General features: G+C 53.7%; 15 protein-coding genes. 13 read left to right on the forward strand and 2 right to left on the reverse strand.

The genetic code is table 11. The features are described from left to right. Positions 1–46 precede the first annotated feature (46 nt). The 9 genes from helD (at position 47) to G477_RS0115280 (ending at position 10,716) form a co-directional block, all read left to right on the forward strand. Complete coding sequence (gene helD, locus G477_RS19845; RefSeq protein ID WP_051288097.1) at positions 47–2,317, forward strand: RNA polymerase recycling motor HelD; 2,271 nt, start codon at positions 47–49, stop codon at positions 2,315–2,317. A gap of 79 nt (positions 2,318–2,396) precedes the next feature. Next, the gene (locus G477_RS0115245) at positions 2,397–3,650 is read left to right on the forward strand and encodes an MFS transporter (RefSeq protein ID WP_026698660.1); all 1,254 of its coding nucleotides are present in this window, start codon (positions 2,397–2,399) and stop codon (positions 3,648–3,650) included. 368 nt (positions 3,651–4,018) lie between these two features. Beyond that, positions 4,019–5,452: an alanine/glycine:cation symporter family protein gene (locus G477_RS0115250; RefSeq protein WP_084406317.1), complete on the forward strand. Its 1,434-nt coding sequence runs from the start codon at positions 4,019–4,021 to the stop codon at positions 5,450–5,452. Positions 5,453–6,004: 552 nt separating this feature from the next. Then, a complete protein-coding gene (locus tag G477_RS19850; RefSeq protein WP_051288099.1) occupies positions 6,005–7,015 on the forward strand; it encodes a transporter substrate-binding domain-containing protein in 1,011 nt (336 codons plus the stop codon). Between the two features lie 19 nt (positions 7,016–7,034). Next, positions 7,035–7,694 carry an amino acid ABC transporter permease gene (locus G477_RS0115260; RefSeq protein ID WP_026698662.1) on the forward strand — a complete coding sequence of 220 codons (660 nt, stop codon included), beginning with the start codon at positions 7,035–7,037 and terminating at the stop codon, positions 7,692–7,694. Further along, complete coding sequence (locus G477_RS0115265) at positions 7,687–8,409, forward strand: amino acid ABC transporter ATP-binding protein (RefSeq protein WP_026698663.1); 723 nt, start codon at positions 7,687–7,689, stop codon at positions 8,407–8,409. Before G477_RS0115260 ends, G477_RS0115265 begins: the two co-directional genes overlap by 8 nt. Positions 8,410–9,015: 606 nt before the next feature. Continuing rightward, on the forward strand, positions 9,016–9,387 hold the full coding sequence (locus G477_RS0115270) for an IS66 family transposase (protein ID WP_026698664.1): 372 nt from the start codon (positions 9,016–9,018) through the stop codon (positions 9,385–9,387). A gap of 395 nt (positions 9,388–9,782) precedes the next feature. After that, the gene (locus tag G477_RS0115275) at positions 9,783–10,244 is read left to right on the forward strand and encodes a hypothetical protein (protein WP_026698665.1); all 462 of its coding nucleotides are present in this window, start codon (positions 9,783–9,785) and stop codon (positions 10,242–10,244) included. Positions 10,245–10,257: 13 nt separating this feature from the next. After that, a complete protein-coding gene (locus G477_RS0115280; RefSeq protein ID WP_026698666.1) occupies positions 10,258–10,716 on the forward strand; it encodes a DinB family protein in 459 nt (152 codons plus the stop codon). Between the two features lie 133 nt (positions 10,717–10,849). Here the strand turns inward: G477_RS0115280 and G477_RS0115285 are convergent, their stop codons facing one another. Then, a complete protein-coding gene (locus G477_RS0115285; RefSeq protein WP_026698667.1) occupies positions 10,850–11,743 on the reverse strand; it encodes an AEC family transporter in 894 nt (297 codons plus the stop codon). Positions 11,744–11,914: 171 nt separating this feature from the next. Here G477_RS0115285 and G477_RS0115290 point away from each other — a divergent pair, with 171 nt between their 5' ends. Beyond that, positions 11,915–13,465, forward strand: coding sequence for a methyl-accepting chemotaxis protein (locus G477_RS0115290; RefSeq protein ID WP_026698668.1), 1,551 nt, complete (start codon positions 11,915–11,917; stop codon positions 13,463–13,465). Between the two features lie 157 nt (positions 13,466–13,622). Then, a complete protein-coding gene (locus tag G477_RS0115295) occupies positions 13,623–14,432 on the forward strand; it encodes an ABC transporter ATP-binding protein (RefSeq protein WP_026698669.1) in 810 nt (269 codons plus the stop codon). A gap of 173 nt (positions 14,433–14,605) precedes the next feature. Here the strand turns inward: G477_RS0115295 and G477_RS0115300 are convergent, their stop codons facing one another. After that, positions 14,606–16,036, reverse strand: a complete 1,431-nt coding sequence (locus G477_RS0115300) for an NAD-dependent succinate-semialdehyde dehydrogenase (protein ID WP_026698670.1) — start codon at positions 16,034–16,036, stop codon at positions 14,606–14,608. A gap of 231 nt (positions 16,037–16,267) precedes the next feature. Here G477_RS0115300 and G477_RS20635 point away from each other — a divergent pair, with 231 nt between their 5' ends. Then, positions 16,268–17,029: a CHRD domain-containing protein gene (locus G477_RS20635; RefSeq protein WP_051288101.1), complete on the forward strand. Its 762-nt coding sequence runs from the start codon at positions 16,268–16,270 to the stop codon at positions 17,027–17,029. A 737-nt stretch (positions 17,030–17,766) separates the two neighbouring features. Beyond that, on the forward strand, positions 17,767–20,319 hold the full coding sequence (locus tag G477_RS0115310; RefSeq protein WP_026698671.1) for a winged helix-turn-helix domain-containing protein: 2,553 nt from the start codon (positions 17,767–17,769) through the stop codon (positions 20,317–20,319). The last annotated feature ends 48 nt before the right edge of the window (positions 20,320–20,367 follow it).

The raw sequence follows: 20,367 nt of genomic DNA on the forward strand, positions 1-20,367 counted from the left end.
GCTGTACGGACACGAGAAAGCAACCATGTAGAAGGAGGCAGCTGCTGTGAGTGGCGAACATCCAGAATTTGAAAAGGAACAACGCCGGCTGGAGTGGACGAAGACGTATTTGAAGCAGGTGATCGAGGCGGCGGAAATCAAACGCGGCGAATTTCAGGGGAATATCAAGCAGGCACTGGTCGACCTTGACCATCTTGACAGCTCCAACAGCTATGTGAATATTCTTGCGAACGCAAACCTGATGGACGCGGCGGACAGGGATCTGCGTCAACTGAAGGCGGTGCGGGACCGCCCGTATTTTGCCAGGCTGGATTTTCGGGCTGACGGAGAAGAACAGAAAGAATCCTTTTATATAGGTAAAACGTCGTTATTTAAAAAAGACACGAACGAACCGATCATGATCGACTGGCGCTCTCCGATGGCGAACGTCTATTATGAAGAACAGCCCGGACGCGTCTCTTATGAAGCAGAAGGAGGCACGTATCAGGGCGAAGTAGACGTGAAGCGGCAGTACCGCATCGACCAGGGCGGACTGCAGGATATCCGGGACATTGATATCACCACGAGGGATGATATGCTGCAGGCCTCGCTCGAAGAAGGGTCCGGGAATCGCCTGAAAGAGATTGTCGCGACCATTCAACAGGATCAAAACCGCATTATTCGGGCGGAACTGCAGCAGCCGCTGCTTGTGCAGGGGGCTGCCGGGAGTGGGAAAACCACCATCGCGCTGCACCGTATGGCGTATGTCATCTATACCCATGGAGAGAACTTCGATCCGGCTCAGATGATGGTGCTCGCTCCGAACCGGCTGTTTCTCGACTATATCTCCGATGTGCTGCCGGAGCTGGGAGTCGATGAAGTGAAGCAGACGACGTTCGCAGACTACGTTCAGGGAGCTCTCGGCGAGCAGATGGCCTTTGATGAGAAGGAAGACAAATTAAAAAAGCTTCTGACAGAAGACGAATGGAATGAAGACCGGGCGTTCGCCGCTGCGTGGAAAGGATCGTTCGATTTCCGGAGCGTGCTGGATTCGTGGATCAAAGCACAGCAGGCTGCGTTTCTGCCACAGGCGGATGTTCAACTCGACCGCTTTCTGATTTTTTCCGCGGAACGGATGCAGGAGCTGTATGAACAAGAGTATACGTACCTCCCGCCCTACCGGCGCGCCGAAAAAATATACGAGGTCGTAAAAGGGTACGTCAAGCCGAGGGTGAAAGAAATCCTCGATCAAGTGAAAGAGATCTATGAGAACAAAATCGAAAAAATACGTCATTCCGTCCGCGGGGAAGAAGAGCGCAGATCCCGCATTGTTCAAGTAATGGACCAGCAGGAAGCGTATACGAAGCAGCTGGAGGCAGAGGCGAAAACACTGCTGCCGGCTTTCCGTAAGCAGCTGCCGAAAACGACGCCGCTGAAACTGTATAAAAAGCTGATGACGACTTCCGAAGTGTTCCACCGCCATGCTTCGGAAGTATTGGAGGAAAAAGACCGCGAGCGCCTGCTGCGCTGGAACCGGCGCTGCCAGAAGCAGAAAGTATGGGATGCAGAAGATGCGGGAGCCATGCTGTACTTGAAACAGGCGCTGTTCGGCATTGAACCGGAGCATCAGTTCATGCATGTCTTCGTTGATGAGGCACAAGACTATTCTCCTCTGGAGATGCTCGCGCTGCGGCAGGCTGCGAATACGAACACCTTCACTGTGCTCGGAGATCTGGCACAAGGGATCTACCGCTATCGGTCGCTGCATGACTGGACGCCGCTCACAGAGGAAATCTTCTCCAAAATGGACTATGTCCCGCTTCGACAGAGCTATCGTTCCACACGGGAAATCATCCATGCCGCCAATGCCGTCCTATCCCAGCTGCCCGAAGCGCTGGAGCTGGCGGAACCGGTGGTGAGAACCGGATCTCATCCGGAGAGACTGGAAGCGGCCTCGGTCTCAGAGGCGGTGCAGACTACAGCAGATCTTCTGCATGCGGAGTGGGATACGACAGCCGTGATCAGCCGGACACCGGAAGACTGCCGCCGCCTGTACGAAGCGCTGGCAGAGGCAGTGGATGCACCGGTGACCTTGATTGATGAGAGTGTAGAAACATTTCCGGACGGCGTAGTGGTTGTCCCAGCCTACCTGGCGAAAGGATTGGAGTTTGACCAAGTCTTTCTTGTGACACTCGAGACTCCTTTTTCCCGGACTGGAATGGATATCCGCCTGCTGTATACCGGGATGACGAGGGCGCTGCATGAGCTGTACCTGATCCATCTGCCGGAACAAGCGGGAGCGATGGACGCGTTGGAGCTCCGGGGCGTGCAGGGATAACGCAGAGGAGCGGTCGTCTTTGTGCACCGCGGCTCCGGGTGCATCATAAAAGCCATGAAACTGCAGGGGGGAATGCCGTTTGTCTCGACAGCCGGATGCGGTCATGCGCCGCATCCCTTTTTACTACGGATGGGTGATTGTTGTGATGGCCGCGCTTGCGGTATTTTTATCCGGTCCGGGCCAGACCTACTCCGTCTCGATTTTTATTGATGCATACATAGAAGATTTCGGCTGGAGCCGCTCTCTCGTCTCCAGTCTGTATTCGGCAGCGACGCTGCTCTCCGCATGCCTCATGATCGTGTTCGGACGAATGATTGATCGAAAAGGTCAGCGGTCGGTGTCTATTTTTGCCGGAGTGATGCTCGCTGCAGCGTGTCTCTTTAACAGCATGCTGCTCGGACCGTGGATGCTGTTCGCCGGCTTCTTTCTGATTCGGCTGTTCGGCCAGGGACTGATGGAGATGGTGCCGAACACGCTGGTTCCGCGCTGGTTCGAGCAGAAGCAGGGCCGGGCTTTTGCCTTCATGGAAGTCGGCGGCTTCCTGAGCGCTGCTGCGCTGCCACCGTTGAATGTGTGGCTGATTGCTTCTGCAGGCTGGCAGGGGGCCTGGCAGTTCTGGGCAGCCGTGCTGTTGTTTTTCTACGTTCCGCTGGTCGTGCTGTTTGTCCGGAACAGTCCATGGACATACGGGCTGGAGCGGGATGGAGGGAGCCGCCCGGCGAGGGAGAGGAGCGAAAGCAGAAGCGAATGGGGTTGGACGCCCCGGGAAGCGCTGCGGTCCCCTCTGTTCTGGGGAGCGATCTTCTGTATCGCCGTCCCGGCCATGGTGAATACGGGACTGACGTTCCACCTTGTTTCCATTCTGAGTGAGGCCGGCTTAACCCGGGCGGAGTCTTCCTTTGTGCTGAGTCTGATAGCCATGACCGCTTTTCCCGTCTCGTTTCTGGCGGGATTTCTGTTAGAGCGGCTGTCGCTGCATCAAGTATTCGCGGCTTCGTTTCTCGTCGAGGCGGCGGCTGTGCTGGTACTGCTGCTGTTTGATTCCTATGCTGCCGGATTGTTGTTTGGACTATTGCGCGGCGTGGCAGCCGGATTAGGCACGATCTGCCTGGCTATGCTGATTCCGACGTTTTTCGGTACCGCACACCTCGGCACCCTCAAAAGCATGGGAGTTACGGCCACCGTCTTCGCCTCGGCTGTCGGTCCGCTGCCATTCGGTCTGGCCTTTGACTGGTTCGGAGGCTATACGGAAGTGCTGATCCTGATGCTTTTCTTTCCTCTCGCAGCCATGGTGACTGCCTGGTACAACCGGCCCGCCGCGCCGTTGAGCTGATGCAGCGAGTGTAATCACCTGCACCGTTTTGACTGCTGATGAACCCGTCTTCCACTTTAGGAAGGCGGGTTTTTGGATGGGGTGCACATGTAGAGATTCGTGTGTGGTGGGTAGTCTTGGTTGAAGACACGTGCAACGATAGGGCACTTAATGCAGCCGTTGTCCGGGGAAGTCCCTCATTAGTTGGAGAGAGGCTGTTCCTTTTATGAACGCAGTATTGTCGCTGTCGATGCTGAAGGCACATGGTTCCTGCATTGAAAAACCACCGAAACAGTCCACGCTCCTGGATAAAACAAAATTTCAAATAAATGTTTATCTTTCCTTTAAGCGGGTAGTGAAACTCAAAGAGGAAGGAGGAGATGGAGAAAATGGAACAATGGTTTTCTGCAGATACGATGTTTGCTGATTTGGTCGGAGCGGCGAGTGATCTCATTTGGACTTACATATTGATTGCTTTTCTTCTCGGTCTGGGACTATATTTCACGCTGAGAATGAAATTCGTCCAGTTCCGCTTGTTCCCGCTGATGGTTAAAGAGCTGATTCGCGGTATGAACCGAGATGGGTTCAAAGAAAGAAAAGGAACCTCTCCTTTCCAGGCGTTCGCGATCAGCACGGCTGCGAGGGTAGGAACAGGAAATCTCGCCGGCGTTGCGATTGCGATTTCAGCTGGCGGCCCGGGAGCGATTTTCTGGATGTGGATCGTTGCATTGATCGGGGCTGCGACAGGATTCGTCGAGAGTACGCTCGCGCAGGTGTATAAAGTGAGGGATAAGGATGGATTCCGCGGCGGACCGGCCTATTACATGCAGCGTGGAATGAATTCACGCGGGATGGGCCTGTTATTCGCGTTTCTCATGATTTTCTGCTTCGGGTTGATTTTCAACGGTGTTCAGTCCAATACGATTTCAGATGCCTTCAGCGGCGCATTCACGATTGAACCGTGGATGGTCGGTATCGTGATTGCCGTGTTGATGTCTTTCATTATCTTTGGAGGCATCCGACGAATTGCGGTGGTAGCCGAAGTAATCGTACCGGTTTTTGCTATTACTTACGTTATCGCAGCGTTGGTGATTATGGTGATGAACATAGAAGCCGTTCCCGCAGTTATGTCGCTCATTTTCCTGAGTGCTTTTGGATTGGAAGAGGCCGTTGGCGGAACGATTGGTGCAGCAATCATGCTGGGTGTACAGCGGGGGCTGTTTTCCAATGAGGCCGGTATGGGTAGTGCACCAAACGCGGCTGCTACGGTTTATGTAGACCATCCGGCTAAACAAGGACTGATTCAGTCACTGGCAGTGCTGATTGATACGATCATCATCTGTTCTGCGACCGCCTTTATCATTCTTCTTACCGATGTTTATCAGACGGGTGGGGACATGGAAGGCATTCAGCTTACACAGAATGCGCTTGCCGTCCATATGGGAGAATGGGCCGCTCCGATCATCGCCATCGCTGTCTTCTTCTTCGCGTTCAGCTCCCTGCTCGGCAACTATTACTATGGACAGGCCAACGTGGAGTTCATTTCGGAGAAGCCGCAGCTGCTGATGGCGTTCCGCATTGCTTTCCTTGCTATGGTCGTCATCGGTTCAGCTATGGACCTGGAGGTCATCTGGGCTCTTGCTGATCTGTTCATGGGATCGATGGCCATTGTCAATCTGGTTGCGATTGCTATCCTCGGACCGATCGCGTTTCGCGTGCTGCGTCATTTCCAGGACCAGCGGCGCCGTGGACTCAATCCCGTTTTTTACAAAAACAGCATCAAAGAATTAAAAAACCTGGATGGATGGGAAGATCGTCCGTAAATCGAACGTGCTTTCATCCGGTGACAGCTTCATGGAGAGAGAGTTTTTGTTATATCCCTATCCGGAGAGAGTTCCTGCTAACCGGATGCAGGCTTGAACATCGCGTCGAGAACGTTTCTTCGGCGCGATTTCTCCATGTGCGGCGTCTGCTCATTAAAAGCTGAAAACGATACTGTGACCGGGATCAGCATCTACTACTCACATGTGGCGGTGACGAGAAGGAGGATCCTTTGTTCCTGCAGCCCGTCGACCCGATACTCCAAGTGACATACCAGGTAAACAGGGTATGCTCCGCCGTTTTTTTCGGCGGCTGCAGCAGTTCCAGTGCTTTGTATGAATATTCACTTTCTATTCATTCTTTTTCATAAAATGTTTCCCTGGAAAGAATAAACCTTCATCGTAGTGTCAGTAAATTCCTTTTATTGTCGGTGAAGTGTGCGAAAATTGAATATTTTATTATTATACTTGCATCATGCAGATTTCATGATAAAATACAAAACATGAATAAAAATTAATTGTGTATTATAAACATAAAGAGAGGGAGAGACATTCATGAAAAAAGCGGGATTTTTGATTGCAGGTGCGATGCTGTTTACTGCTGCGTGCGGTGCGGAAGAGAATGCACCGGAGCTGAATGAGACAGGCGGAAACAATGGAGACAACAACGTGGAAAACAACGCCGACACCAATGAAGCGGCAGACAATGAAGACACGGACGAGAACAATAACGAAGAAAACGGCGCCGAAAACGAGGAAGACGCGTATGAAGAAGGCGACACGCTGATCATGGGCACCTCGGCTGACTATCCGCCGTTTGAATACATTGAGACCGGCGAGAGCGAAGAAATCGTCGGATTTGATATCGATCTGGCCAACCGCATCACGGAAGAGCTCGGCTATGAGCTGGAAGTAGAAGACATGGACTTCGGGAGCCTGATTCCTGCGCTGGATACAGACCGTGTCGATTTCGTCATGGCAGGGATGCGTCCGACCGAAGAGCGCCGGGAGAATGCGGACTTCTCCGATATCTACTTCCGCAGCGCCCACTCGATCGTGACAGCAGCGGACAGCGGCATTGAAGACGTCGATGATCTGGAAGGCATGACGCTCGGTGTCCAGCTTGGTTCCATTCAGGAAGGCCAGGCAGAAGAGCTGCAGGAAGATGTGGAGGGCATTGAAGTAGAAACACGCGACCGCATTCCGGAAATGATTCAGGAAATTCATACGAACCGTTTCGACGCGGTGATTCTCGCGGATACCGTAGCGGATAACTACACGGATGATAACGACGATCTGACAAGCTTCACCCTGCCGAACGAAGCAGAAGAAGACGGCAACGCGATCGCATTCCAGCTGGACAGCCAGCTGACTGAAGAGTTCAACGGTGTCCTGGCTGAGCTGGAAGAGAGTGGCGAGCTGGATGAGCTGATCCTCGAATGGTTCGACGGCGATGTCGCAGATGCCGCAGGAGCAGGCGAAGACGAGGAAGAGACAGAAGAAGACAACGATGCCGAAAACAACGAAGAAGCAGATGAGGATAACAACAACACGAACGAAGACTAAGAGAGGATGACTGCCGTTTATGGGTTTAGATTTTGCCGCCCTTGCCCCGAGTTATCCATTTATACTCCGGGGCATCTGGGTGACACTCCAAATTGTAGCCGTAGCCGCCGTGCTCGGCTTTCTTTTTGGTGTCATCCTGAGTCTTATGAAAATCGGACGATTCACCTTTCTCCGCTGGATTGCGGATGCCTATACTTCGGTTTTCCGCGGAACGCCGCTCGTCCTGCAGCTGATGATCATTTACTTCGGTCTGCCGCAGGTGCTCGGGATTGAGATTGCTCCGTTCGTCGCGGCTTTCTCGGCGTTTGCCCTTAACTCTGCCGCCTACGTTTCCGAAATTATCCGGGCCGGCATCAATGCCGTCGACCAGGGCCAGAAGGAAGCCGCCCAGGCTCTCGGCATTTCCTACGGGGAAATGATGAAAGACATTATTCTGCCGCAGGCGATGAAAAATATTCTGCCTGCGTTGATGAACGAATTTATTACATTGACGAAGGAATCCGCCATTGTCACCACGATCGGGGTTATGGATATCATGCGCCGCGCCTACATTGTCGGGGGAGAGACATTCTCTTATTTCGAACCACTTTTGTTTGCCGGCTTTATCTACTACTGCCTCGTGATGGTGCTGACAGTACTCGGACGTCTTGTTGAGAGGAGGCTGCGTCAGAGTGATTAAAGCTGAACACCTGCACAAATCGTTTGGTGATAACGAAGTGCTCTCCGATATAACGACAACGATCGAAGACGGGGAGGTCGTGACCGTCATCGGTCCGTCCGGTTCCGGTAAATCGACGTACCTCCGCTGTCTGAACCTGCTGGAAACGCCGACGAAGGGAAAGATCTGGATTGACGATGTGGAAGTAACGGATCCAAAGTCTGATATCATGAAGGTCCGCGAGAACATCGGGATGGTCTTCCAGCACTTTCATCTCTTCCCGCATTTAACGGTCCGTGAGAACATTACGTATGCTCCGATGAAAGTGAAAGGGAAATCGAAGGCGGAAGCCAATCAGATTGCAGATCGTCTGCTCGAGCAGGTAGGTCTGTCGGATAAAGCGGATGCATATCCGAGCCGTCTTTCCGGCGGCCAGAAGCAGCGTGTGGCGATCGCACGCGCACTTGCGATGGAACCGACGGCCATGCTGTTTGACGAGCCGACGTCGGCACTGGACCCGGAAATGGTCAAAGAGGTGCTGGACGTCATGAAGTCGCTCGCCGATTCCGGTATGACGATGATCATCGTCACTCATGAAATGGGCTTTGCCCGTGAAGTGGCCGACCGGGTGCTGTTTTTGGATGAAGGAAAGCTGGTGGAGGAAGCCTCTCCGGTCACATTTTTCGAAAATCCGAAAACAGAGCGGGCGCAGGACTTTCTCAGCAAAATTTTATAACAGCGGTCCGGAAACGAGCCGCTGCAGAAAAGCCCGTACAGAAGCAGCCATCTTCTGTACGGGCTTTTTAAAAGTATAAGACTGTATACGTTCTCATACAGGGTGACGGCGTAGCCGGCTGCTCGGGAAGCAGGAAGCCCCCCAGCTTCCCTCAAAGAACCTGTGGTACACGCCGTTCCGAACAAAAGGCGCTCCGCGCTTTTGTTCCGTGATCAGAATGGTAGATGTTTTCATCGAAGGAGACGGCGCCGGACGCTTTTGGTGCATGGGAAAAAGAAGAACAGCGGCGCGTGGCCCAATTTTCGGAACCAAGCGTCCCTATGGCAGGAGAAGCTTGCTCAAAGCAGCTGCGTACTGGCTCAAAACAAGCGAGGTGGCTCAAAAAAATCCGAGAGCGACCTGCCTCCGACGCCGAACGACCGTAAGCGTCAAAGAATACGTACCTGTCGAGACACGTGCGCTTTATCTATACTGAAAGCAAGCCAGTAGATAAGGTGGCATGATGTATGAGTAACGTTACTTATGGGCAGGAGGACCGGAAACCGACATCCCATTCCTATATGTAGGCCTATGCTTCGGCAGTGGAAGAGGTGCCATGCGTCGTCTTTGACTACCTGCCACGCTTCCCGAAAACACGAGGCGCCGCTCGCCTTTTTAGAAGGGTTCGAGGGAACCCTGTTCGCTGATGCCCATGTCACTTATCGAAAGGTGGCGGAGAAGCAGCCGGGGATCTCCCTTGCCGGCTGCTGGGCGCACGCCCGCCGAAAGTTTGTGGAGGCCACACACGGAAATAGCGGTTCGGGGATCAGTCATGATGGCGTTGCTTGGATTGGGAAGATCTACGATCTTCATCATGCGTACCTGCGCTATCTGTTGGAAACCCTGCCGAACCTGCCCTCCCTGGAGCCCGATGTTCTAAAGGAGTACCTGCCGTGGGCGCCGGCCATGCAGGAAGCCTTTGTGTTCAGGCCGGAATAAGCGTTACCAGCGGCCGATGGGCCGTATGCCGTTCTTCAAAAAGAGAAAGGGATACGGATTTTTGGCGTGCCCGAGCAGAAGGCGACGACTCCGACAGGATGAGCGCCGTCTGAAAATCCCTTCTTCCCCGGAGAGGGGAAGAAGTAGTTGAAGACAAGCCCTGCGGAAAGCGTTCGCCTGGAGCGGCAGGCACGCCGTGCCTGATTTCCGTAGGTATTCTTTAACGCTTACGAACGACCCGCCTGTTGCAGGAAAGCAGCTCAAACATTCAGCGGACCCGACCTGCTTCAACCATGTGTCCGTCAGAGAGGGGGCGACCGCCCCTTCCTGCAGCAGTTTTAAAAGCGGATTCGGCGGGTAGAGGATGGTAAACACGGGACGTCAGGAGGATAAACGTGAAGAAGACCCTGCTCTATGCTGCGCCGCTGCTGCTGCTTGCCGCCTGCGGTGACGAAAACAACGTGAACAACCATGATGGAGAAGAGAACAACATCAACAACGTCGAGCCTGAGAATGAGAGTGAAGAGAATGAACAGGCCGCGGATTCAGATGATCCTCTGGCAGCCATGGAAGCCCATCTGGAAGGGGAGGAAGGCTTTGATATCGGGGAGACGTCCGACCGGGACTACGAATCGATCGGAGCAGAACAAGGCTATGGCCTGGAACTGGATGGAGAAGAGATCGATCTCTACTTGTTTGAGCCGGACCATGACACGCTTTCAGACGTGGAAGACAGCGGTATGATCGACACCGAAGACGGAGAACAGGAAGCGGAAGTGAACGGAGAAATCGTGCTGACCGGCTATGAAGACCATCCGGAAGCAGACCGTATCTCGACTGCTTTCCACACGTATTAAGAGGAGGATGACCATGTATAAAAACGAAGTTTATCTGAAAAATTATTTTCTCTCGCACCGCCTCGTGACTAGAGATCTGATCAGCTACATCAACGAAGGGTCGTACAGCTACCGGCCGACGGAAACGTCGATGACGGCCGCGGAACTTGTGGAGCATATGCTGACGACAGCTTATCAGTTCGCCGCAATGGCCGCGGAAAAGGATCCGGCGCCGCTGCACGAGGAAAGGGAGCAGCTGTCTCTGGAGGCTATGGCGGAACGGTACACGTCAGAAACCGTCCGGCTCATTGAAACGATGGATACCGAGCACCTCGAGAAGGAAATTGATCTGAGCAGCACCCTCGGCGTAAAAGCACCAGCCTGGAAAGTGGTTGAAATGATGATCGATCATGAGATCAACCACAAAGGTAATCTGTTCGTCTATATCCGCGAGCTCGGCCACACCGAGCTGCCGATGTTTGTCAAAGCCTGATAGAAAAGCGTGAAATACAAAGCCGGCGGGAAGCAGTGATGCCTCCCGCCGGCTTTTTTTCTATGGAGGTTGATCGTCTTCCAACAGAAAACCAAAGCTGGTGTCGTCCGCTTCGGGCGTTCAGTCCAAAAGGTTACACGATCGACAGGAGGAATGTGATCGTGAAAATGCTGAGCAGCGTGGAGACGAGCGTCACGGCGGAGACGTAGCGCGGCTGGCTGTCAAACTGGACAGCGAACATGACAATCGTCGCGGCAGACGGCATGGCTGCAGAGACAATCAGCACTTGAGCGAGGAGGGGATCCATCGGCATCAGCAGGGTCAGTCCGTACGCAAGCGCAGGAGAAACGAACAGCCGGACGAGAACGCCGTAGGTGACATGGCCCCATTCAAAGCTTTCCACGTCCATGTTGGCGAGCTGCATCCCGAGAATAATCATGACGAGCGGAATCGCTGCAGCGGCTACGATATCCACCCCGCCCATCAGATTTTCCGGCATGGTAAGCGGCGTACTCTGCATCATGACAGCGAGCAGCAGTGCATACGTCACCGGCATAGACAGCACGCTTTTGACAGCATACCGGGCGCCGGCATGGCCTTTCGCGGCATAGTAGACGCCGAAAATATTCATGATAATCGCCTGAATGACCATAAAGGAGACGGCATAGGCAAACCCGTCCTGTCCGTAGGCAAACAAAATAATCGGGGCGCCGTAGTTTCCGGCGTTCATGAATGCCGTCGCGAGAATCCAGCCGCTCTCCCGTTCTTCCGGCTGCCGGGCAAGAAAAGCAGCCGCTTTATTAAAGAGGATCAGCACAAACAGGAGCGCCGCAGCAAAAATCAGCATGTACATATACTGGGCGTCGATGTCTGCCTCATAAAACGTCTGAAACACAAGCGCCGGTGTCGCGACGTACAATGCTACGACCGAGACCGGCTTCACATCGAGTTTTTTCCATTTCTGAACCGCATAGCCGGCCGCAAATACGCATAAAACTGGTAACACTACGTCGACAAAAATCGTCATATAGATAAGGCCTCCTGTTTTACCCAACTGAACAGGCAGAAAGAAAGGATGCTTGCTCCGACCTGGGTAGGATGAAGATGGTTTTCTAATATAGGTATCAGGGTATATTTGATTAGATATTCATTTCGCATTACAATGTATGTACAACGAACGTAGGAGAGGATGCACATCATGACACAACGGAAAAACGCGATCATGCTCGGTTTTGCCTTTTTTGTTCTTGCCCTGTCGTTTCTTATTCACTTTCTTCACCGGGAGATTGGATGGCTGGATACATACCTGCTGCTGTCACAGACCCAGGCTTCGCAGCCCGCCCATTTCGCCCCGATTCTGAATGTGCTGCTGTTTGTACCATTTCTGTTGTTTGCTGCCGCTGTTTTTTTCTACTGGAAGCAGCGGGATCACGCTGCGGTACCTGCGCTGGTGATGCTGACGCTCACGTTCGGCAGCATCTCGATCATTGCAGGCGGAGACGGCATGGTGGAATACCACTTTTCCATCTTTATGGTGCTGGCAGGGCTCGCCTACTATGAGAGCATCCGGCTTGTCACGATCAGTACAGCGATCTTTGCTGTCCAGCACCTCGCCGGCTATTTCACCGTGCCGGAACTGATCTGCGGTACGGCGGATTATCCGTTTGCGCTGTTGATGATACATGCGGTGTTTCTTCTATTTACAGCCGCAGTTATCATTATACAGATTTCTGCCAGACATCGGTACTACGCCATCGTAGACCGGAATCAGGAAACAAGCCGGCAGACGATCGCCGGCCTGAGCACCCGCCTGCAGGAGAGTGCAGAACAGCTGACGACGAGCGTGCGGGAAATGAAAGATGGGATGACGGATGCCGCGGCGAAGAGCGATCAGATTTCCACCGCGGTCATGGATACGTCAGCGGGAGCGGAGGAGCAGCTGGCGTCGATGGAAGAGTCGGCGTCGATTATTGAAGAAGTGAAAAAAGAAAGCCGGCAGCTCAGCTCGCAGATCAACGCGAGCAGCGAAGCGGCGGCCGAAACGGAAGGAAAAGTGACGGAAGGACTCCGAAGCATGGAACGCGCCGGTGCTGCGATGACCTCGATTGAAACGAGCACAGCCGCCATGGATACGGCATCCAAGCAGCTGGAATACCGCGCTGCGGAAATGAAGAAAACACTCGGCATGATCTCCAGCATCTCGGAGCAGACGAACCTGCTCGCCTTAAACGCTGCCATTGAAGCGGCGAGAGCAGGAGAAGCAGGCAGAGGGTTTGCCGTGGTCGCCGATGAAGTGAGAAAACTGGCGGATGCCTCCCATGGCTATGCAGAGCAGATTGCGGCCACGCTGGAAGAGTTGACGAAGGACTCGGAAAACATGGATCAGGTGATGCATCAGAGCCGACGTGCCGTCGAGGAAGGCAGCAGGGAAGTAACCGACGCCGGGGAGCTGTTCCGAGGCATTCAGGCTTATGCCCAGGAGGTCCGGGAAGAAACGAAGCAGGCTGCCGCGATTGCAGCTTCGCTGGATCAGCAGATGACCGACATGCAGGCCGCTACCAAAGAAGTGACGGCAACCGCGGAAGCCAGCCAGGAACAGGCAGCGCGGGCTGCTGCCGGTACAGAGGAGCAGCGGGCCGCATTCACCCAGCTGCAGCGCGCAGCGGATACCTTGACCGCGCTGGCAGAAGACTTGGAAGTGCGTGTTGCTGACGTCCGGCGCGACCAGCATGTGCAGCATAACCAATAAGCAGAGCAGGATTGTGAAGAGGCGTGCTTGGCGGCGCCTCTTTCTTTTTGTATGATAAAAGGACGCCCATCCGCTGGGAAAAAGCGTTGGCGTGACCCGCGGTGCAGGCAGAGCGTGAGACATGCTGCCCATCGTCAGAAACGAAGGAGGCCTGAACATGGAGAAGGTCATTGATATTCAAGATGCGACGGTGCAGAAAAACGGCCGGAAGCTGATCGAACATATTGACTGGCAGGTAAACCAAGGCGAACACTGGGCGGTGCTCGGGTTAAATGGATCGGGAAAAACGACGCTGCTGAAGGTGGCAGCCGGCATTCTCTGGCCGAAAGCCGGAAGCGGGCCGGTCGATGTGCTCGGTCATCGGTATGGGAAAACGTATATGCCCGAGCTGAAAAAGTCGATTGGCTGGGTGAGCCAGGCACTGGACCAGCAGTATCAGGCCCATGCACAGGCCGATGCGCTCGATATCGTGCTGAGCGGCAGGCACGCCTCGGTCGGCTTATATGAACCGGTCACAGAAGACGATGTAGAACGTGCCCGGGAGCTGCTGGATCGTTTCCGCATCCGTCATCTGGAGGAGGCACCATTCGCCCAGTTCTCGCAGGGAGAGCGTAAAAAAACACTGCTCGCCCGCGCGTGGATGGCAGACTTGAAGCTGCTGATTCTCGACGAGCCCTGCGCCGGTCTCGATGTCTATGCCCGGGAAGAGCTGCTGGATACACTCGAAGAAGTGACGAGCCCTGGAGGCCCGACCCTCTTGTACGTCACGCATCATCTGGAAGAGGTGATCCCATCGATCACCCACGCGCTGCTTATGAAAAATGGCCGGCGTTATGATGCGGGAAAAAAAGAGGACGTCCTGCAGACACCACATCTGCGTGACGTCTTCCAGGTTCCGATGGATATCTCTTGGCGTGACGGCCGCCCATGGGTGCAGGTGCATAAGCGGCGCAGCGGCTCGTCCTGAGGAAAAAGGGAGTGTTGTCTCCCGGTGGACATAGAGAGAGACGCGGGCGGCACTGGCGGGTTTCTGCCCAGGATAAGACAACAGACCGTACGTCTGAAAACGTCGTGCGGGGATGCTGCACGAAAAAAGAGCCCGCCTCCGTAAAGCAGCAGACGGGCTTTTTTCTATGGGGATCAGCCCCCGATATTTTTAGCGACGTACTTTTTCTCCAGATAATCTTCGATGCCTTCGATGCCGCCTTCACGTCCGAATCCGGATTCTTTCATTCCTCCGAACGGCGCCTGGGCCGCGGACGGAACGCCATCGTTCCAGCCGATGACACCAAAATCAAGTGCTTCCGTGATCCGGGTGCCGGTACGCATGCTGTCCGTGAAGACATAGGCAGCAAGTCCGAATGGGGTATCGTTGGCCAGTTCAATGGCTTCTTCTTCCGTATCGAAAACGGCCATCGGAGCAACCGGTCCGAATGTTTCCTCCTGCATGATCACCATGTCCTGCGTCACGCCGGTAAGCACCGTCGGCTCATAGAAGAAGGCACCGTTATCCTTCGTCCCTTTTCCACCGGCTGCGATTACAGCTCCGTTGTCAGAAGCATTCTTCACGTGGCGGTCGATTTTGTCCCAGCCGTCTTCATCAATCACGGCTCCAATGTCATGGCCTTCTTCAAGGCCGTAGCCTGCAGACATCTTCTGGACTTCTTCCGTAAACCGCTTTGTGAACGCATCGTAAACGTCCCGCTGAATGTAAAAGCGGTTGGCGGCGATACAGGACTGGCCGCCGTTTCGGAATTTGGCACGCAGGGATTCCCGGACCGCTGTATCGATGTCCGCGTCGTTCATGACGATGAGCGGGCCGTGGCCGCCGAGTTCGAGCGAGAGGTTTTTGACTTGTGCAGCGCTCTGTTCAATCAGCATTTTTCCGACTTCGGTAGAGCCTGTGAAAGACACTTTCTTCACACGGCGGTCTTCCATGAAGACTTTCGTGATATCCGAGGCACTCCCCGTAATCAGGTTGACGACCCCTTTCGGAATGCCGGCCTGTTCGCAGTATTCCATGATTTTCATGGCTGTCAGTGGGGTGGCGGTCGCCGGTTTGACAATAACAGGGCACCCCGCTGCCAGGGCCGGGGCAATTTTTCGTGTAATCATCGCCGCTGGGAAGTTCCACGGGGTGATGGCAGCAGAAATACCGACAGGGTCATGAATGACATCAATGCGGTGGTCGGCATGTTTACCGGGAACATTCCGGCCGTAAATACGTTTCGCTTCATCGGCAAACCAGTCGAAGAAGGAAGCGGCGTACGCAACCTCCTGCTTGGAGTCGGTGAGTGTTTTCCCGTTTTCCTTTGTCATCAGTTCAGCGAGGTTGTCCGCATCCTCCTGCATCAGGTGGAAAGCTTTGCGGAGCATGCCGGCGCGTTCCGCAGCAGTCGTTCTTTTCCAGTCTGCAAAAGCGGCTTCTGCTGCATCGACAGCCCGGCTCGTCTCGTTAGAACCGCCTTTTGGAATGGTGGCAATCACCTCACCGGAGCCTGGGTCCGTTACGTCTATCTGCTCCAGGTCCGATCCGGTCCATTCTCCGTTGATATAAAGTTCTGTTTTCATACATATCCCTCCTATATCACGAGTTACCTGAATCCGCCCGGGTTCAAACCCGCCTGGAGGAATAACGGAAGGATAAAACAGGAAAGAGAGGCTGCAGATGGGCAGGTACCGCATGGTAAAACCGTGAATCATTTGTATAATTATTGTACATAGGTTTAACAAAAGACGAAAAGGGCAATAGACGAACCAGCGGTGCAGCCGCACAAAATTTCTCCAAAAGGGGTAGAGGTTATGAAAAAAGCAATGGTATTGTCACTTGCAGGCGCAGTTGGTTTCGCTGGTGCAGCAGGTACAGTCGCAGCAGACTCACATGACCACGACGATGGTACAATGTTTGAAGCCGAGATGACGCCGGATCAGGAAGTACATGATGTCGACAGTGATGCCCATGGCGAAGCCTCCTTCACGTTAAATGACGATCAGGATGAAGTAAGCTACACGCTGGAAGTGCACGATTTGACAGATGTCACGATGGCCCACATTCACAGCGGTGCTGAAGGGGAAGATGGTCCGGTCGAAGTGGATTTCCTCGGAGAAGATTATGAAGTACAGGATGTAGATGGAGAGTTGGCATCCGGCACATTTGGAGAAGATGACCTGGCCGGTGACATGAGCTGGGATGAGCTGCTTGAAGCGATGACAGACGATATGCTGTATGTAAACGTACACACAGAAGAATACCCGGATGGGGAAATTCGTGGACAGATCATGGCAGCAGCAGATCATGAAGGTGAAGATGACTACAATAACGAGATGAACAACAATCATGATGACAATAACTACAATAACGAGATGAATAACAATCATGATGAGGACAACTACAACAACGAAATGAATAATCATAACAATGCTGACAACAACCATGACGAAGAAGGAAACGAAATGGCGGCCACGGCTTCCAACGGGCCTCTTTACACGATGCTCGGTATGCTTGCTGCTATGGCCGGCGGAGCGATGATGTTTGTCCGCCGACGCACGGGACAGGTACAGTAAAGCAGTCAACCACCTGCTGCGTTAAACAGCAGACCGCTCTCTTCCGTTATTCGGAGGGGAGCGGTTTTTGGCTGTAGAGGAGCATTTTCCTAAGGGCAGGGACGGAGGCGGAAGGAGCTGTGAGGTGACGGGGTTTCGGCGTGAGTCGACAGGGCTGCGTGCATACCTCGACGTACCTTTCGCCTCGTATGGCGGGGTTGAAACCGTTTGGCGCGCTTTTCCTCCGGGGCGACGGGCTTTTGCCGTGGGGCGACGATGTTTAGGGGCCGGGCGGCGGACTTTCCCTGTCGAGTCGACACGGTTTCTTCCGGCCGAGAGGTAGAGACAACATAGCGGCAGGCCAAGAGCCTGATCCTCTTTCGTATGCTTGAACGTTTTCGTCTTTCTGCAAAAGGCTTGGCGTCGCAGAGGGTGGTTTGTGTAAAAAAACGGGAAAATGTGGTTTCCTGCAGAAAAGTGATACACAAGATTCGGATTATTCCCGCGATATGCAGAAGAACGCTTTCCATCATCCCATCTTTAATTCTATTATTATTCCTTTTATATCCATATATAAAATATTTTTCTAATTACTTATTCTGAATCATGCGAATTTGTTGACAAAAGTACCTTTCCTTCTTTAAATATTCGGTTATAATAGTAATTAGACAATCGGACGAATTAATCAAAATCCAGTGACAGGGACGTGGTGGAAGGAGCCGGAGCTGATCATCAACTCAAGCCAGGGGGAAATACTTATGGAGAGGATACATGCCGGCTATACGGTGCATCATGGACTTCTGGAACGGGAAGAACTGCGGAGGAGCTTTGATGCAGTAGGAGAGAACAGTGTCAGCATTGTCACGGCCCCGACAGGCTACGGAAAAACAACGATGCTCCGCCAGTGGAGTGAAGAAGCCGTAGAATGGAAAACGGTCTGGCTGACGCTGAGCGACAGGGACCAGGATCCGGTCTCGTTTCTCCGTCGTTTTTTTCAGACGCTGAAAGAAGCGGGAGTCAATGTAACGGAGAGCGTCGAGGATGCCTTGGTCATGTCCTATCAGCGACGGCATACGGTGCCCGTCACTCCGCTGATGGAAGTACTCCAGCTGATGAAAGAACCTGTCGTCCTTCTCGTCGATGAAGCGGACCATCTAAGCCATCCGGTGCTCGTCAGCTGGCTGGAACAGCTTCTGCTGGAACGAAACCATCAGTTAAAACTATGCTTGATCTCCAGAGCCGCCCTCCCGCTGAAACTGCACCGTTTGAAATTGCATGGAGGGGTGAAGCACTGGTCACGGCAGGATTTCCAATTTTCCCTGGAAGAAACGAAACAGTTTCTGCTTCAGGAAGGAGCAGGGCTGTCGGAAGAAGACCTGGAGAGGGTTCATCACTTTCTGGAAGGCTGGCCGGCGGGCGTCAAGCTGTCTTCGCTGTATTTTCAGCATGAACCGGAGGCCACAGCAGCCTCTTTTCTGCAGGATGATACGACCGATGTGTCCTACTATCTTGTGGAAGAAGTCGTGATGAGCCAGAGCATTGATGTGCAGAAGTTTATGATTTACACCGCCCGGCTGTTCCCGAAAATGAACGCGGAGCTTTGTGATTATGTGCTTGAACGTGAGGACAGCTATTATATGATCCGCTACCTGCGTGAGATCAATGCGTTTCTGCACCGCATCCCCGAGGAGCACGGATGGTACCGGTATCATCAGCTCATGAAAGCAGCCGTAACGAGCCGCTGCTCGGTTTCTGAAGAGACGGAACGCGCATTTCACTACAGAGCTTTTGAATGGTATGAAAGCCGGGACATGATGGGAGAAGCGGTCGAACACCTGCTGCAGGGGCAGTGGTGGGACGCTGCGGAAGCATACATGCAGAAAGTGTCGCTTTTGCTGCTGAAAAGTGGGGAGGTGGAAACCCTACTCCGCTGGACCAAAGCGTTTCCGCTCTCCTATCAAAAAAACAGCGCTCCGGTCCTGCTGATCCAGGCCTGGTCTGCTGCTCTTCATCATATGAACCGGCGCGCCAGAGAAATTCTTGCCGCCATCGAGGCTTCCTTTTCAGATGATATTGAAACGATGGCGGAGGTCCACGTCATTCGTATTTATATGGCTTTTCTGGATAACGAGCCGAGGCATTCGCTCGACCGCTTCCGCCAGGCCGTGGAAGAAGGTATTGAAGAAACCAGCTATCTGCAGGAGAGTGTCGTGCTGAATTTCGGCGAAACGTGTCTGCTCCGCAGCAGACTCGGGTGCCGGGGGAATTTGTTCTTAACCTATGATATTTTTACGCAGCTCCGATGGATGTTTACTTCGCGGCAGATGATCCTGCTCGGCTATGGCTCTGCCATGCTCGGCGAAATCATGTATGAGTGGAACCAGCGCCATCTGGTAAACTATTACGTTCACCGCGGCATCGATCTCGGCGTGAGGCACTACCACCTCGGCGTGCTCTTCCCGACCTGCTGGCTCGGCGTCCGGCAGGCGCTCGCCGTCAATAATCTTGAGGAAGCTTACGGCATTGTGGATCTGCTTGAGGATACGATGGAAAACAGCGAGGAAGTATCTGCACATTGGCGTGATCTCTGCGCCTGCATCCGCATCCGGGTTGCAGAGCACAGCGGCGACGACACGATGCTGGAAACGTGGTACGAGCAGAAAGTATTCGTCCAGTCCTATGTGGCAGCGAAAGAGTTTGAACAAATTACGGGAGTGCGCGTCCTCCTTCATATGGGAAGGTACCGGGAAGCGGTCGAATGGATTGGCAAACTGCTTGCCGGTGCCTATAGAGAAAGGCGCTACGCTTCTGTCATTGAGCTGGAGATGCTGCTTGCATCGGCGAGGGTCCGGCTGAATGAACCGGCTGAAGCCTCTCTTCACTTCCGGCGGGCGCTGAAGCAGGGAATGGAGTACGGCTATACGCGTACGATTCTGGATGCCGCGCCGCTGGAACCGCTGCTCCGGACCTTATCAGATCAGGACAGAGCGTACATCTCTCCTTCGTACATTCAGATGCTCCGCACCGCTGCCGGCATACAGCCGGAGCAGGCGGTCGCTGCTCAGGCGGCTGGCAGAACCGCCGACGTCACGGAAGAAGCGATGGCACCGCCGACGACGGTGTCGGGTCAGCTTTCCTACCGGGAACAGCAGGTGCTGTTCCATATGGCGAAAGGGCTGACGAACAAGCAGATCGCAGATGTTCTTCAGGTGGCCGTCGGTACCGTGAAGAGCTACAGTCATCACATTTACGACAAGCTCGGTGTAAGGAACCGGGGAGAAGCAGTGAAGATCTGGTTTTTAAAAGAATAGCTGCTAGCTTCTTCCGCGTCTGTCGGAGAGGCTGTGCTCCTCGACCAG

The organism is Alkalicoccus chagannorensis DSM 18086, from assembly GCF_000429725.1.
Taxonomy (GTDB): Bacteria; Bacillota; Bacilli; order Bacillales; family Salisediminibacteriaceae; genus Alkalicoccus; species Alkalicoccus chagannorensis.

Excerpts from the sequence above, each read along its gene's own strand:
- G477_RS0115250 (WP_084406317.1), top strand. The coding sequence starts at position 4,019 with ATGGAACAATGGTTTTCTGCAGATACGATGTTTGCTGATTTGGTCGGA.
- G477_RS19850 (WP_051288099.1), top strand. The coding sequence starts at position 6,005 with ATGAAAAAAGCGGGATTTTTGATTGCAGGTGCGATGCTGTTTACTGCT.
- G477_RS0115260 (WP_026698662.1), top strand. The coding sequence starts at position 7,035 with ATGGGTTTAGATTTTGCCGCCCTTGCCCCGAGTTATCCATTTATACTC.
- G477_RS0115280 (WP_026698666.1), top strand. The coding sequence starts at position 10,258 with ATGTATAAAAACGAAGTTTATCTGAAAAATTATTTTCTCTCGCACCGC.
- G477_RS0115285 (WP_026698667.1), bottom strand. The coding sequence starts at position 11,743 with ATGACGATTTTTGTCGACGTAGTGTTACCAGTTTTATGCGTATTTGCG.
- G477_RS0115290 (WP_026698668.1), top strand. The coding sequence starts at position 11,915 with ATGACACAACGGAAAAACGCGATCATGCTCGGTTTTGCCTTTTTTGTT.
- G477_RS0115295 (WP_026698669.1), top strand. The coding sequence starts at position 13,623 with ATGGAGAAGGTCATTGATATTCAAGATGCGACGGTGCAGAAAAACGGC.
- G477_RS0115300 (WP_026698670.1), bottom strand. The coding sequence starts at position 16,036 with ATGAAAACAGAACTTTATATCAACGGAGAATGGACCGGATCGGACCTG.
- G477_RS20635 (WP_051288101.1), top strand. The coding sequence starts at position 16,268 with ATGAAAAAAGCAATGGTATTGTCACTTGCAGGCGCAGTTGGTTTCGCT.
- G477_RS0115310 (WP_026698671.1), top strand. The coding sequence starts at position 17,767 with ATGGAGAGGATACATGCCGGCTATACGGTGCATCATGGACTTCTGGAA.